This is a genomic window from Paenibacillus sp. CFBP13512 (assembly GCF_005233705.1).
In the GTDB taxonomy this organism is placed as follows: Bacteria; Bacillota; Bacilli; order Paenibacillales; family Paenibacillaceae; genus Saccharibacillus; species Saccharibacillus nuruki.
The window spans coordinates 39,328-54,451 of record NZ_QGAD01000008.1; the positions used below are offsets into that span (position 1 = coordinate 39,328).

Below are 15,124 nucleotides of genomic sequence, written 5' to 3' on the forward strand. Positions count from 1 at the left end.
CTTTGTCATGACTTGTGCCATGAAAATTAGGACGTATAAAAAAGCATAGAAATAATGACACAGAACTATTTTAACATGTACTGTGTCTCATGTCATTTTTTCAGTGCTAATCATTTTATATATAAATAGGTAAAAATAAGGCACGCAAATGTATACGTGCCTTATCTAAAAAGGTTGCAAATATTTGCAACGTCCATATAAAGTTAAAAATTACTCAGCTTGCTCAGCAGCTACAGGCTCAACTTCTTTGCTGTTATCTACCAAGACTTCGATTGTTTTACGCAATTTGATTTCGTCAGAAAGACTTGCAAGAGAACCATTCGCAGCAAGAATGTTACGAACTTCTTCAGCATCACGTTGGAATTGTCCAGCCATTTTTTCCAATTCCGCAGTTACTTCTTCTTCAGAAACTTCGATGTTTTCTTCTTTAGCGATTTGTTCCAACACTAGGTTGTTACGAACGCGTTTGGAAGCTTCTTCTTTCATTTGCTCTTTAAGATCATCTGTTGTTTGACCAGAGAATCCTGTGTACATTTCAAGGTTCATACCTTGTTGACGAAGACGGTTGTCAAAGTCACGAACCATGTTTTCTGTTTCAGAGCTGATCATTGCTTCAGGAATTTCTACTTCAGCGTTTTCAGCTGCTTTTTCAACTGCTGCTGTTTCTTTTGCTGCTTTTACTTCGTTTTCTTTACGAGTAGCGATTTGAGATTTCAAATCTGCTTTGAACTCATCAAGAGTATCGAATTCACTTACGTCTTTAGCAAACTCATCATCCAATTCAGGAAGATTTTTGCGTTTGATTTCGTGAAGTTTTACTTTGAATACTGCATCTTTACCAGCAAGTTCTACCGCATGGTAGCTGTCTGGGAAAGTTACACTTACGTCTTTGAAGTCACCAGTAGACATACCTACTACTTGCTCTTCAAATCCAGGGATAAAGGAGTTAGAACCCAATTCAAGAGAATAACGCTCTGCTTGTCCACCTTCGAATTGAACGCCATCTACAGAACCGTCGAAGTCAATAACAACTACGTCTCCGTTTTCAGCAGCGCCTTCTTCAAGTACAGACAATTCAGCATGACGTTGTTGCAAACGTGTCAATTCTTCGTTCACGTCTTCTTCGCTAACTTCAGCTTTAGCAACAGGTACTTCTAGTCCTTTGTATTCGCCCAATTTAACTTCAGGTTTTACAGTAACTTTAGCTTTGAATTTGAAAGTTTCGCCTTTTGCGAATTGCTCGATTTCGATTTCAGGACGATCAACCGGGAAAATATCTGCTTCGTCAACAGCTTCAGAGTAAGCTTCTGGAAGCAAGATATCGATTGCATCGTTGTAAAGACTTTCTACCCCAAAGCGTGCTTCGAAAATAGACCGTGGCACTTTACCTTTGCGGAAACCAGGGATGCTGGTTTTTTTAACTACTGTATTGAATGCTTTATCAAGTGCCGCGCTTACACGCTCTGCACCTACTTCTACCTCAAGAACCCCAAGGTTCTTTTCTGTTTTTTCCCATTTTGCTGTCATTTCAAGTATTCCCCTCCAAAAAATATTTCACATTGTATAAATGTTAATTTCACGTACAGAATAACCATTATAGTATATACAACTATCGATGGTTTTTCAAGCGTGATTCCTTTGATGGTCTGGACTCTCTGTTCTTGGATCAAGAACGTGGCAATTGTCCTGACACAAATTGATGCATAGCGCGATAAGCTTGCTCATAGCGGAAGCGAATATTATCGGTTACGCCGTAGAGGAGACGGATACTTTCTTCCTCCTTGGTGCCTTCTAGCGTCTCAGAAACGGTCTGGTGAAGCGCAGCTGCCCAAATATCCAATTCGGCATCATCACCTCTGACAATGTACTGATAATTCGAAGTACCGTAAGCAGCCATCATAAATTGTGACCATAGTTCCTGAGCAAAATAAAACAGATTAGGCGCATCGCTTTCTGTTTTATCAGCCACTCGCTCCAAAATCTGAATAACCGGTAAAGGAAACTCAGCTGGCTCTAAAGGAACATTTTCAATCTCAACTTCTATCCATTCATGATCACGTTCAAAGCTTACATTACCCAAATGTCCACGCCTGCGCAACGTTTGCAAAATACGGAACTGAATTAACGGATGTTGCTTACCTGTTTTTAACCAATCAATCAATTCATCATCGATCTTCGGTTGATCGAGATAAGATAATTGTTCAAGTGCCAACAACGTACGTTCGGTTACCGGCTGTTCCATCGCTGTTTCTAATAATTTAGATTCATAAGAATGGTCTGCTGATTGCTTCCCTTTAATACGATCTCGCATGATTGTATCACTATTTGTATGATTTTCTTCATCTTCTTGTTGATCCAAAGCACTACTTTCGATAGCGGCTTCTGGAAAACTCATACGTAGCCAGCCCAAAAGAGATTCCCACTCTTCCATCTGTTGCTCGCTTTGTCCCTGACAATGCAGTAAAAAATCCAGTAAAGCCATGGCTTCACCGTATCGTTCGGTCTCTAACATATTGGTTAATTCAATCTGATAAAAGTCTAGCGTTTTGGGAAACAAAATAACATTCCCTGATGATTCTGTATGTGAATTCGTTGAGTCCGTTATAATAGCACCTCCTACATTTCAATGCTAACTGTATAATGAATAGGATAAAAATATTCATGAATATTAAGATTTTATGATTATAACATAGCTTGTCTCTGCTTCAAAAAGTATGTAACAGTTCTTGAATGACTACATCACCATATTTTACAATCTAAAAAAAGTGTTGTCTTACTTATTAATGCTGTGCTATACTATTTTTGTTGCGCTTCAAACGCACATTCTATTTGTCTCAGTAGCTCAGCTGGATAGAGCAACGCCCTTCTAAGGCGTCGGTCGGGGGTTCGAATCCCTCCTGGGACGTAACGAAAAGAAGTATTCTATATTTTATAGAATACTTCTTTTTTTTGTTTATTGATGTGTCTTTGCCGATAAAAACAGTTCTTTTTTATTATATAATTCATGCTACTGGTTTAGGATAAAATACGTTTTTGTCCTTCTAGTGCTTGGATCGGTTTGATATTTTGTGTAAATTCTAATGTTCCCATGTATTTACCTTCTTGATCTCGAATCGCAAAATAACGAATATAGATAAATTGATCTTTTAACGGAATCCAGAAATCTTCTATATCTTTCACGCCTGCTTTGAAATCTCGAAGCAATTCTTCAACGACATGAACACTTTGTGGAGGATGACAATTTTGTACAGTTCGACCGATCACAGCTTTGGTGCGAGCAAAGATTCGTTCTTTGCCATGGGAGAAATAACGAACCACATCATTTTCATCAATAAATGTAAGATCAACAGGTAAATGATTCATCATCAGCTCTAACTGCTGTACAGAAAGTATGCCTGTTTCGAGATGAATATAACCTGAACGTTCTTCAGTAGACTGTACAGGTAATGGCTGGCGGTCAGGCTTCCATTCGTGTTCAGGATCAATTAAGCAAAATCCGATCTGGTCACTTTCCCGAGCAATGGATACCCATTCATCTTCTGTTAATTTATCCAGCGCCATAGGTATTAAAATATGTTCCTCTTTGAAAATCATCTCACTGACTTCACGACTGACTTGTTCGATACAAGCAATCACTTGTTCTGCATTGCCATTGTAATCGATCAGGTATTGTTTGGCTTCTTTGATCGCTCCACGAATCGCATCATCGACACCCCACATCACTTTGGTTGGTCCAAAAATGCCGTACTTTTCTAAAAACGGAAAAATCAAATTTTCTTTACGACTGTAATGTTTGTCCACATCATATAATAAACTTAAATCTTCCAGTAATTTAAGACGGTTATGCTCGTCATCTGATTTACGAAATTGATCTAGATGCAGACTGATTGAGAAATGCAATAAACGATCCAATTCTGCATTTTCTTTTTTTAATGTATATACAGGGTGTCCTGGTTGTTCTTCTGGTTGATAAGAACGATGAATATCTTGGATAGAGCCTTTGAAAATCGCTGCATGGACACTACATAATCGTTGTACCTCTTCAACAGGAATCCCTTCGTCTTCCATCAAGGATTGTTCTAAAATCGAAATTTCCTCTACCGTAATATCACCTACGGCTTCTGTAAATCTGGCTTTGACTTCTTCCGTACTTTTGCCTTGATGAAGTTCTTTGATAATTTCTTTAAGTAGTTGTTGGCGGTTGTTGTCTAACGAACTACGGTGTTCCCGGTTGTTAATTAATTCGCTCATGATATCCATTCCTTCCGTATCGACCCTGCTTGATAATCCTATTGTTAACTGAGAACTATTCTCAAACAGATCGTAACATGCGCTTAATACCAACGTAGTGATTGCAATCACTATCGATACGATTGACTGAAATAAGAAAAAGCCTTTCTTTTATCATCAAGAAAGGCAGGTGCATATCATGAATAGCTTCTATTGATTAAAATGAACCAAGCCATCGATTTTGACAGGTAAGCCGGTACGGATCGATTGATTAGCCGCTATGCCTGTTAAAATAGAGCGTGCTCCATCGACATGATCGGCTGCGCGGTGGAAGGGATCTTCAACAGGATCGCCGAATAAATCGTTCAGAAGAACAGGATCACCGCCGCCATGACCGCCTTCTTTTTCTTCCACTTCTACTTCGTAGGCTTCCGCGAACATAGGGAATACTTTGATCGTTTTGCGCTTGAGAGCACCTTCGTCTGCTTTTTCTCCGCCTGCATTTACATAAGATTTCTCGACCACTTCCATTTCGATACGTCCTTTGGTTCCGTTAAAAGCAATACGGTATCCTTCCCACGGCATATAAGCATTTAGAGAGTACGTGAGCATAGCTTTATTTTTGTACCGAACCACAACGCTCATTGTGTCCTCTATATTAATTCCATCTCCAAACACACTCTGATCTCGAATATAACCGTCTTCATGTTCAGCATCCAGATACATCGCTTTTAGATTCGGATTGGTATCTAGTGGTAACGCAAACGGATCATTTTTAGCGACTTCGCTGCCTGTAGAACGTGCATAAAAATGAGTTTCTCCTCGTTCTTCTGCATTTTCACGTCCATAAAATAATAAGTCGCCCATAGCAAATACCGTATCCGGTTGTGAACCGATCCAGAAGTTCACCAGATCGAAATGATGAGTTGATTTGTGTACTAATAATCCACCGCTATTGCGCTTGTCTCGATGCCAGCGACGGAAATAATCTGCTCCATGTTCGGTATTCAGCAACCATTCAAAATGAACAGAAGTCACATCGCCAATCGTGCCATCTGCAATCAATTCTCGTGCTTTGGTATGATGAGGAGCATAACGATAATTAAATGTCACACGTACTTTCTGACCGGTACGCTCTACTGCATCGATAATTTCCTGACATTTATGTTCGTCTACTGTCATCGGTTTTTCTGTGATCACATCGCATCCTAATTCCAGTGCTTTGATAATATAACGATGATGGGTACGATCGACACTGGTGACAATCACAACATCTGGCTGTTTGTCATGAATCATTTGCTCGAATTGATCTGCGGTATATAGATCTACAGCATGGTAATTATATTTATCTTGTAATAATTGATTAGCATGACGTGCGCGAGTGCTATTGATATCACATAGTCCTACTAATTCTGAAGTCTCTCGGTATGTATTTGCTATAGCTCCATAGAAAAATTCAGCCCGTCCACCTGTACCTACCAATACATATTTTTTTAAAGTCATGCTGTTTTCCCCTCTCATCACTGTATAATTGGTTATCCAAAGAGTAGCAAATAAAGCATGATATTTCTCCGCAAATCTTGTTTTATTTCATATATACCGCTTATTTTGTTGTGATATACTTATTTTAAGAGAACGCTTACAGATATAAATATACATATTGTACATATAAGCTTATCCATCAGGAGGACGTGGAATATGAATCATGCAGATAAGACACGATCAAGCTTGACCGATACTCAGACTCCCCATTCACTCACGGTAGAATATGCAGGACGGAGCGATTATTTTGCGATGACCCATGAGCATTTTCATCCTCATTATGAAGTGTATATTTTGCTATCAGGGGAACGGCATTATTTTATACGAGATCAGATCTATCGTGTGCAACAAGGAGATATTGTTTTTATCGCCAAAAATGAATTGCATCGTACACTTCCTGCTGAACTCCCTGAGCATGAACGTATTGTGATGTACTTTAATGATCATTTTGCTGAAAATCATTTTGCCGTACACAGTGCCTGGATATTGTCTTTATTTCAGTCCAAGCAACCTGTTTTTCATTTATCTGCACGAGAGCAATCTCATCTGAATCCTCTTATACAAAAACTATTGCGTGAGTTAACTGTACAAGCGCCGGGCTATGAATTATGTATGCAGTGTATTGTGACTGAATTATTAATTACCTGTGCTCGTCTCCATCGTGAGCAAGCTCAGCTCCCTGCCACAATCGGAACTGAAGCTCATCAGCATATGTCTGAAGTGGCTCGCTACATTAAGTCTCATTATCAACAAGAGATTTCGTTGCCTTTGCTTGCAGAACAATTTCATTTAAGCCCGTCATACCTCAGTCGAATTTTCAAAAAAACAACAGGATTCAGTATCACCGAATATTTGAACACCATACGTATTCAAGAAGCACAGCGATTATTACGAGAATCTGAGCTTAAAATTATTGATATCGCAAATATCGTAGGCTTCGGTAACTTTTCGCATTTCGGTAAAATGTTTAAGCATCTATCTCAGGTAAGCCCTCGTGAATATCGGGACTCAGCCAAGCATCTGGGTATACAGATATCCAAATAGATTAGTGTATCGCTTGATGCTGTAGCCATTCTTTTTTGAGCAATGCATATTGAAATGTATTTTCGTATTTAGGAGTGCCATCTTCATAAGTGGTCATCGATACAAATTCAACAAAACAACCTTCTTGGCGCATATGGAATCGTTCACATAGTTTTTGTGATCTGTGATTATCATCTTCAACGTATGCATATAGTCTTCTTGCATCCATTTGTGTAAATAGATATGCTAGAAGCGCTTTTACACTTTCACTGGCATAGCCTTTACCTTCACATCGAGCATTAAAATTCCAACCTATACAATAGGTATCCGGTTCTTCTTTTAACGCAAATAATTCTCCTATCAGTTCATTGCTTTCTTTCAAGCAGACTGCTATATAAGAATCATCTTTACTTCTTTTTTCAATTTTCAAATGTGCTTCTTTTAATGTACTGATCTTGTCATCCAGAAAACAATTCACTCTCGGATGTCCTAGATATTCTAATAGACCTTCGGCATCTGCTTCAATAAAATTTCTCAATCGTAATCGCTCTGTTTCAATATTGTGCATGATTGTTCTCCTATTGTTTTTTTGATTAGAAACTATGTATACCATATCGCAATGCAATGCTACATTCAATTAAAGGAGCCTAAAGCAGTGAATGACTTTTATCATGCGCTAGCCTATGTCAATCAAATGATCTATACACCTAATCAATTCATAATCAAAGCTGTCCAAGAAGAAGCACAAAATGCAGATTATGGTGCAGGAATTTTTCAGTTAAATTCTAAATCTATTCGATTTAGAGTCGCAAAAATAACACCTACTAAGATCGGACAATTTGTTGCTTTTTGGGAAAAAGATGAGCATGATAAAAACCAACCTTTTTCATATGCAAAGGCTACAGATCTATTGGTGATCAATACGTTTACTAGCGATAATCATTGGGGGCAATTTGTATTCCCCAAAGAAGTACTTTTCAAACAAAATATTCTTAAAACAGCTACGACAAAAGGAAAAATGGCTATTAGAGTGTATCCTAAATGGGAAAAGCCTACTAGTAAACAAGCGATCGACACACAGAAATGGCAATTAGACTATTTTGTGGAGCTTAATGATTCGGATTGCTTAGCTATACCCCAGTTATTGAATCTATACACTACTTGAAATGGAGTGCCTAAAAAAGACTTCTATCTCCACCGATGGATATCATCGAAGTGTGAGAATAGAAGTCTTTTTTATTTCATACGGTTATTAAGCAGGTAACAAACCTCGTAAAGCCAGTGAAACCGTACCTTCACCCTGTTCAAGCACGACCCAGTTTACAGCCAGTGCATTTTTTAATTGTTCGATCTGATCAAGACTAAGCTTGATATCATCTAAGCGACCTTCGCCTTCGGTATAATCATCATCTTCCTCAAGCAAAAATCGGTAATCCAACCACATTTTAAGACCCTGAACCGTATTAAATGTAATTCGATATCCCTCTTTGACCGCTTGTACTAAAGGTTCTCCATGCTCTGCCGCATAGGTGAACCATTCTTGAAAATCAGTCTGTGAAGAAGTGATCTGTTCCAATGGAGCTACGTCTTGACGCTCCAAAGCATCGATCAGTTGGTCTTGCGTTATTCCATCACGACGTAAGCGTTCTAGAATCAATGCAGTACGTTGTGACACTTTAACTTGTACACTCATGATGATTCCTCCAAGATTAGTGGTCAGATTGATGGTTCGTTAATGTTCGTCTCTTCGCATAACTTTCATATTGGCGAGTACCAGTGCACCTAGCAATACAGCAATCGAAATCGACCATAATAATGTATTCGATGCATTGGTGTAATCAATAATAATTAACCGAATAATCGCTGTAATACCAATATAGATAAAATAACGTAACGGGAAATGGAATCCACTTTTGAAATACTGAATAATTAATGCAATAAATTCAAAATACAAAAAGAAGACCAAAAGCTGTTCTGTAAATTCATAATCGGTTTTACCTACATCTGAATCAATAAACATAAAACTAAAAATATACCATGTTTCTTTCAATAGAAAAAAGGTCAATGTGAAACCTACCAATACAAGGGTTACATTTAATATCCCTTGTAAAATAGCAGGCACTTTATAAACATAATTCATCCACGGTTTCAAGGTCATCCTCCTTATAGCTTGCTCATTTCAGCTTATTACTTGTTGACGATTGGATTATAAATAAAGACAAAGATGTTGAATATTCATGCTGTATCTCTAGATTATACAGGCGGAATTGAGATGCCGCAATGAAACGATACAACGGTTTACATTCATATTTACATTTTACTTTTTATACCATTTATTCCTAAAAATTTATTTATTGATTAATTCATACAATTAACTTATTATAGATTCTGCAAGCCCATCTTATACTAAGAGGAGTGATTTGTTTATGGCTCAACGCGAAGTACACATTTCTGTGATTAATGTAACGGATAGTGAATTGGTTTTGGAAAGTAAAACAAATTTGGCTCATGGTGAATGGGTTGTCTCCCCAACTAATGTCCCTAACAATGCAAAACCAGCTACTTTTGAAGCAGATTCAGATGGATTCGCTACGGGTGTAGAAGGTACGCTGTATTACAAGCTACCTCAAGGAGAGATCACTCTATATTTTGATGATCCGTATGTAGGTTCGGATGGATTTTCGGCACAAAGTAGTTCACCTGCTTACAATATACAGGTGATTGGTGGTAGTGGAAATGTATGTAATGTGACTTATCTAATTAGTAACACGTAAATAAAAAGATTTTTGAAGTGTATGCTCACTTATCTTTTTTATTTTTGTTATTAAACATAGAAAGAAGTCTCCCCATTTGAACAATGAGAAGACTTCTTTTTTTACGTCCCAGGAGGGATTCGAACCCCCGACCGACGCCTTAGAAGGGCGTTGCTCTATCCAGCTGAGCTACTGAGACAAATCAGATATGTATGCAACACAACATTATTGATTATACTCTATTATGTATTTAATTTCAAAAAAAATTATTATATACTTATAATTACCTGTTTTTTGTGTGCTATATGTGGTACTTTATATTCAATTATAAGTTTCAATTGGAAAAAAGTGGATTAATATACCTATATCGAATCTCCCACGCATACATACCTTTGTTACTTGCAAACGCTCCCACATCTTTTTCAATAATACCCTTGTCGGTTTCCTTTTCCTATAGCATTTGCCTACAATTGAACTGAAATGGAGGTATTCATATGGCTACACCCATCTCCGAAAAGGAACTGGGCTTACTTATTCATCGGATGAACTTAGACTCATCTTCTGATGCTGACGATCGTAAGTCTGGTCAATCATCTTATTCATCGAACGGTAATGGATGGATTCAGGTAGAGAATCATCAGATTATGGTGACTTCACCGGATGAAGGTAAAAAACCAGCTACGATCTGTGCAGTCTCTCCGTTAACCTTATTGATTAATGGTATTCCTTTAAATGGTGCGACTGAAGTCACTGAAGACGATATTATTACTTGGGATATAAAGTACCCGCCATTATTTGAAATCAAAGTCTCCCGCGACCGGATGGAAGCTGTATTGATTCTGTATTCGCGTGAAAAATATACATGGGAACTACAAGATGTACCTGCATCTGATCGTGCTTTTATTAAAGGCGCTCCCAATAAAGAACTTGTGATTGATGTAGTGAAATTTAACCATATTATTAACACGCTCGAAAAGCTAGGAATTCGCAAACATTTGGATACCGCAGCGATCATGGCAGAATTGGAACACCCTACGCATCAACCGGTAGTCGTTGCGCGTGGCAAAGCATCCACCCCGGGCATAGATGCAAGGCTAGAGTTATTTTTCCCTGAACAAGTAGAGACGATCTTCCATGAAATTGGTGGTGTGATCGATTATCGTAGCCATCGCCGCATCCCTTCTGTACATGAAGGAGACGTGATCGCGGTAAAACATGCGCTGGTTGATGGAATTCCTGGCTATGATGTGTATGGAGATATGCTTCCGCCTACACCTGCTCAAGATATTATTGTTGTGGCCAAAGACTCCACTGAAATGAACGATAAAGGTGAGATTATTGCGCTTGCTCCCGGCAGACCCCGTTTAACAGGTAAAAAAGTGCATCAATTCGATATTTCTAATGCTTTTATCGTAGAAGGTAATGTCGATCTAAGCACAGGTAATATTGTGTTTTCAGGAGATGTGATTATTCATGGTCATGTAACAGATCATATGATTATTGAATCACTAGGTAATGTCTATGTTCATGGAAATGTATACAACTCTACAATTACAGCGACAGGTAGTATTCTGGTGAAAGGCAATGTGATCAGCGGTCAATTGTACTCAGGCTACTTCGGTGTGATGTTCAATCGAATGTATATGGTCTCCAAGCAGCTCAAGCAAGAAATGGAGCGCTTAGAAATTGCAGCTCAATTACTGAATAACGAAATTCGGGCTCGCAAGCAAACGGTGCGTTACGGACAAGTCATTATGCTATTGCTCGAAAGTAAATTTAAAATCATTCCTGAACTGGCTCGTGAACTGTTACAAGTATTTGCTAGTATTCAGCAAGTACAGACTGAACAAAACGAACAGTTATTGCTCTTGCTTCAGCAAATTATTCAATCTGCTCAAGTAGCCGATGTCTTTTGTGAACAGACATTAGCACGTATGCGATTACTACTAGAACAATTACATTCGAATGTCGCCAGTATGCAAGAAACACAAGTGAGTATTGAAATGGCTCAGTGTCAGGGAGCTATTATCAAATCCAATGGTGATATTGTTGTTACCAAAGCAGGCGTGATTCAAAGTGAGCTGTATTCTGCTGGAAGTATTGCTTTTCTAGATGAACATTCAGTATGTCGTGGTTCTCAGCTAGAAGCGATGGATCGGATAGTAGCTCAAAATGTAGGTAGCGGTAGCAATGCACATTGCATTCTCAAAGCACGCACTCATATCTATGTGAACCAGATGCATAACGGCTGTATTATGATCGATAGCTATAAGTTGAATATTTGGGAAAAAGTCGAAAAACAGTTGTTCACAATGGAATATATGTTAGCTCAACAAAAGATTCCCCAACAATCTACGTTGACTTCACCTTAAATACAATCTACCGATACAATAAAATTTCAAAACAAAAACCGGTAATGGATCATCTCCATTCCGGTTTTTTTAGATGTGTACAGGCTTGACTAGATTACGATACGATTGAGGCACGCGTTCTAAAAGACGTTCTCCATAAAGCGAGGCAAACGGTTGATCTTTCATATGAATATATCCAATATAACAACCGCATGTTTTCATCTGACACGGACGTTCTTGAGACAACTGCTCTAATGAATGTCGATACAAATGTCCAATCACTCGCTTATCCTGATAACAACGCTTCACAATCCCTGAACCCTGCACATAAAAAACATGCTCGCCTGCACGACAAGCTTGTCCAAGACTATCATAATCTTGCAAATTATCTCTAAAATAAGGATCGATTCCGCTTAATTCTTCAATCTCTGCTTCGCTGTAATACCGTGGACGATCTTTGAATGCATTCACCCACACATATACATCTTCAGGTAACTTGGCTCGTAATTGGTGAATCGCTGGAAAAGCTTCACGTAGACCGACTGTACCTGCACTAAACACAATCCCTTGGTTATACAAAGTCATCCCTTGTGCAATAAATCGGTCTTCACGTACTTGTCCCGGATGGTATGTTGCCCAGAACGAAGCTTTGGCTGGATTCAATTGAGCCGTCCAATCTAATTTGACTGATAGATTCGTCTGGATAGCCACTTTAGTAATATGAGACATATGAGATAACTCAATCATCGCTTCACGATACCAAGCATGTACCAGCGCTTCTCCATACGGATTGAAAAAGATAGACAGTTGATGACCTGCATACTCTTGTTGACGTACCCACTCCATAAATTGTTCTAATTGCTGGCGATCTTGCATCAGTGTTTCTTTGCTATCGACAGTTTTGCTAAATGGACAATAAGGACAACTATAGTTACAGGAGGATAATTTACCACGATAATAAATAGTCGCCTGCATACTCATGAGCCTACATATCCTTCCATCAAAGCATACACATCTTCAGAAATAAACCAATCTCCTATCCCATCGGAGTAAGCTAGCCCTTCGGTCGTCAATTGTAATACCTGTGGTTGATCCTCATTGTCGATCAGTTCTGCCATCCCTGTCCAGATCAAGTTCTGCAATTCTGGAAAATGCTCAAGTGGCGAAGCTCCAAAACGTGCTACATAATCGGCGATCGTCAATCCTTCACGGTGTAAAATAGCTTTGAGAATAAAGCGACGCTGACGTTCTTCTAGATTAAGCACAAATCCATAATTCGCCTGATCATGACGATCTGCGGTGACATAATCTTCGATAATACTGCGTGTTGTAGCGGCACTCACTCCATAATGAGAAGCATAGTGTACATTTTGCGTATACGAACGTGCTCCGCATCCAAGCCCTGCCATCCCTTCTTCCTGACAGCTATACGGCAATAATGACTTAGAGGACGATAATGGCTTAGCAAAACGTCGCATCGAGTACTGGGTGTATCCAGCGGCTTCTAAGCGAGTACGAGCAGCATGATATAACTCCAAGCGGATATCTTCTTCCAGCCCTGTATGTCCCGGCTTTAATATCGTATTTTCACGAATATATAATGGATAAATAAAGATCTCACCGGGATCATATGATAATGCTTGTTCTACCGAATATAACCATGTCTCTATCGTCTGCTCCGGTAATCCATAGATCAGATCTACATTGAGTAACGGAAAATCATAATCGACTAACATACGTAATGCTTCACGTACTAACTCTGGCTTTTGTGGACGGTAAATCGCTTTACTTTCAGATTCGACAAAGCTCTGAATTCCCATACTTACTCGATCTGTTCCACGACGCTTTAGAATCTCTAAGCGTTCAGGTGTTACGGTATCTGGCGAAGTCTCTACAGAAATGGAAGCATGTCTAGGATCAAGCCCCATAATATTTTCAGCAATATCAAATAATCGATTCAATTGATCAGGCTGTAGTAATGTAGGCGTTCCTCCACCGATCGCAAATCGTGAAAAAGGTCGTCTCGCTACTAAAGGTGCCCATTGCTTGGCTTGACGTTCTAGCGCATCCACATACTGTTCATGTACATCTACACGCTTATCAGGCAACGTAAATAAATTGCAAAATCCACAACGAGCACCACAAAATGGAATATGCATATATAGAAAATAACTTTCCAATTGTTCTTGCTCCCATAATGATTGCAAATCATACGGTGGATCAAGTTCACGATAGGCAGTCTTATGTGGATAAGAGTAAAGATATGAACGATAAGGAGCACTCTTCATCTGTTGTTCCCATTCCTGCAACGCTGGTGTCCATTCTGCTGGTGGAAGAGCATGGAGCGGTAACTGCAATGATTCCGAATTCATAAGGCTACACTCCTTTTTGATCAATAACAGATGAATTGTACTAAATTCACCTTTTTATAATATAAATTCACGATAAGGCACGTTCCAGACCACTTCGTGAGCTAAACGATGCCCTTCGTACCCATCTTCTCCATACGCTGTTCCATGATCGGAAAAGACCAGACATAAGGTCGGTCGCTTCCGTTTGCGAAAAGCAGCAAACAAACGTCCTAATTCTCCATCAACATAACGGAGTGCCGCTCGCTGAGTCTCGATTGAATCTTTGCGAATATGATTAGGAATAAAATAATGATTCGGTCCATGAATAGCAGATACATTGAGAAATAAAAATAAACGTTGCTCTAGATCAGCTCCGTCTAACAATTGTAACGCATGATTCACTTGATGTTCTGTAGATCGTGGATTCGTCACTCCGAATGTCATTCGCCAATAACTTTCTTGAAAATAAGCAGGCAACACTTTGGCTAACTTATTTTTTTTGGTAAAAAAGATTACGCCACCGATACAGATCGTTCGATATCCTTCTTGCGCTAATCCCGATACGATATCAGGAGCATCAAACAACCATGTATACGGATGAGTACGAAATCCACTATGCTTTCCGTGAAAAAGTCGAAGATGCGAATCTTTATCCGTATTCGCAGGTGTAGGTAAAAATCCGCCGAAAAAAGCATGATGAGCTGCATACGTAAAACTGCCTGGACTATGACGCTTTTCCCATCCACCACTTGCACATAGATGAGGGCAATTGTCTTCTTCTAGCTTTGCCACATCATAGCGCAGTGTATCCAGTGTGATCATTAAAATATCGTGTGTACCTACAATTTCATTCATATTCATCATAACGCTAATC

At 39.1% G+C, this 15,124-nt stretch carries 14 protein-coding genes and 2 tRNA genes; 5 read left to right on the top strand and 11 right to left on the bottom strand.

Features of this window, described 5'->3' with window-relative positions:
- Positions 1-210 precede the first annotated feature (210 nt).
- Entirely contained in the window at positions 211-1,527 is a 1,317-nt protein-coding gene (gene tig / locus PaeCFBP13512_RS13005; protein ID WP_069325533.1) for a trigger factor, read from the bottom strand.
- Between the two features lie 139 nt (positions 1,528-1,666).
- Positions 1,667-2,557 (bottom strand): hypothetical protein, encoded by an 891-nt coding sequence (locus PaeCFBP13512_RS13010; protein WP_371748156.1) that lies wholly within the window; start codon positions 2,555-2,557, stop codon positions 1,667-1,669.
- Between the two features lie 274 nt (positions 2,558-2,831).
- Between PaeCFBP13512_RS13010 and PaeCFBP13512_RS13015 the strand changes: the two genes are divergently transcribed.
- Positions 2,832-2,905: transfer RNA gene (locus PaeCFBP13512_RS13015), tRNA-Arg, on the top strand.
- A 110-nt stretch (positions 2,906-3,015) separates the two neighbouring features.
- Here PaeCFBP13512_RS13015 and PaeCFBP13512_RS13020 read toward each other — a convergent pair.
- On the bottom strand, positions 3,016-4,251 hold the full coding sequence (locus tag PaeCFBP13512_RS13020) for a DUF438 domain-containing protein (protein WP_137223576.1): 1,236 nt from the start codon (positions 4,249-4,251) through the stop codon (positions 3,016-3,018).
- A 189-nt stretch (positions 4,252-4,440) separates the two neighbouring features.
- Positions 4,441-5,733: a Gfo/Idh/MocA family protein gene (locus tag PaeCFBP13512_RS13025; protein ID WP_137223578.1), complete on the bottom strand. Its 1,293-nt coding sequence runs from the start codon at positions 5,731-5,733 to the stop codon at positions 4,441-4,443.
- A gap of 195 nt (positions 5,734-5,928) precedes the next feature.
- Between PaeCFBP13512_RS13025 and PaeCFBP13512_RS13030 the strand changes: the two genes are divergently transcribed.
- Positions 5,929-6,816 carry an AraC family transcriptional regulator gene (locus tag PaeCFBP13512_RS13030; RefSeq protein WP_137223580.1) on the top strand — a complete coding sequence of 296 codons (888 nt, stop codon included), beginning with the start codon at positions 5,929-5,931 and terminating at the stop codon, positions 6,814-6,816.
- Between the two features lies 1 nt (position 6,817).
- Here PaeCFBP13512_RS13030 and PaeCFBP13512_RS13035 read toward each other — a convergent pair whose 3' ends face one another.
- A complete protein-coding gene (locus tag PaeCFBP13512_RS13035; protein ID WP_137223582.1) occupies positions 6,818-7,363 on the bottom strand; it encodes a GNAT family N-acetyltransferase in 546 nt (181 codons plus the stop codon).
- Between the two features lie 87 nt (positions 7,364-7,450).
- Between PaeCFBP13512_RS13035 and PaeCFBP13512_RS13040 the strand changes: the two genes are divergently transcribed.
- A complete protein-coding gene (locus PaeCFBP13512_RS13040) occupies positions 7,451-7,960 on the top strand; it encodes a MepB family protein (protein ID WP_137223584.1) in 510 nt (169 codons plus the stop codon).
- 87 nt (positions 7,961-8,047) lie between these two features.
- On the opposite strand, the gene PaeCFBP13512_RS13045 is transcribed toward PaeCFBP13512_RS13040, so the two are convergent.
- Together PaeCFBP13512_RS13045 and psiE are read right to left on the bottom strand one after the other, a co-directional pair.
- Positions 8,048-8,488 carry a hypothetical protein gene (locus tag PaeCFBP13512_RS13045; protein ID WP_137223586.1) on the bottom strand — a complete coding sequence of 147 codons (441 nt, stop codon included), beginning with the start codon at positions 8,486-8,488 and terminating at the stop codon, positions 8,048-8,050.
- Between the two features lie 39 nt (positions 8,489-8,527).
- Positions 8,528-8,947 (bottom strand): phosphate-starvation-inducible protein PsiE, encoded by a 420-nt coding sequence (psiE, locus tag PaeCFBP13512_RS13050; protein WP_137223589.1) that lies wholly within the window; start codon positions 8,945-8,947, stop codon positions 8,528-8,530.
- A 274-nt stretch (positions 8,948-9,221) separates the two neighbouring features.
- On the opposite strand from psiE, the gene PaeCFBP13512_RS13055 reads away from it, so the two are divergent.
- Entirely contained in the window at positions 9,222-9,569 is a 348-nt protein-coding gene (locus tag PaeCFBP13512_RS13055) for an aegerolysin family protein (protein WP_069325540.1), read from the top strand.
- Positions 9,570-9,673: 104 nt separating this feature from the next.
- Here the strand turns inward: PaeCFBP13512_RS13055 and PaeCFBP13512_RS13060 are convergent.
- A tRNA-Arg gene (locus tag PaeCFBP13512_RS13060) sits at positions 9,674-9,747 on the bottom strand.
- Positions 9,748-10,042: 295 nt separating this feature from the next.
- Here PaeCFBP13512_RS13060 and PaeCFBP13512_RS13065 point away from each other — a divergent pair.
- Positions 10,043-11,920 carry a FapA family protein gene (locus tag PaeCFBP13512_RS13065; RefSeq protein ID WP_137223591.1) on the top strand — a complete coding sequence of 626 codons (1,878 nt, stop codon included), beginning with the start codon at positions 10,043-10,045 and terminating at the stop codon, positions 11,918-11,920.
- Positions 11,921-11,989: 69 nt separating this feature from the next.
- Here the strand turns inward: PaeCFBP13512_RS13065 and PaeCFBP13512_RS13070 are convergent, their stop codons facing one another.
- From PaeCFBP13512_RS13070 to PaeCFBP13512_RS13080, 3 genes are all read right to left on the bottom strand, one after another.
- Positions 11,990-12,874: an STM4011 family radical SAM protein gene (locus PaeCFBP13512_RS13070; RefSeq protein ID WP_137223827.1), complete on the bottom strand. Its 885-nt coding sequence runs from the start codon at positions 12,872-12,874 to the stop codon at positions 11,990-11,992.
- Between the two features lie 2 nt (positions 12,875-12,876).
- Positions 12,877-14,187: an STM4012 family radical SAM protein gene (locus tag PaeCFBP13512_RS13075; RefSeq protein ID WP_241669379.1), complete on the bottom strand. Its 1,311-nt coding sequence runs from the start codon at positions 14,185-14,187 to the stop codon at positions 12,877-12,879.
- A 138-nt stretch (positions 14,188-14,325) separates the two neighbouring features.
- The gene (locus tag PaeCFBP13512_RS13080; RefSeq protein WP_137223595.1) at positions 14,326-15,114 is read right to left on the bottom strand and encodes an STM4013/SEN3800 family hydrolase; all 789 of its coding nucleotides are present in this window, start codon (positions 15,112-15,114) and stop codon (positions 14,326-14,328) included.
- Positions 15,115-15,124 lie beyond the last annotated feature (10 nt).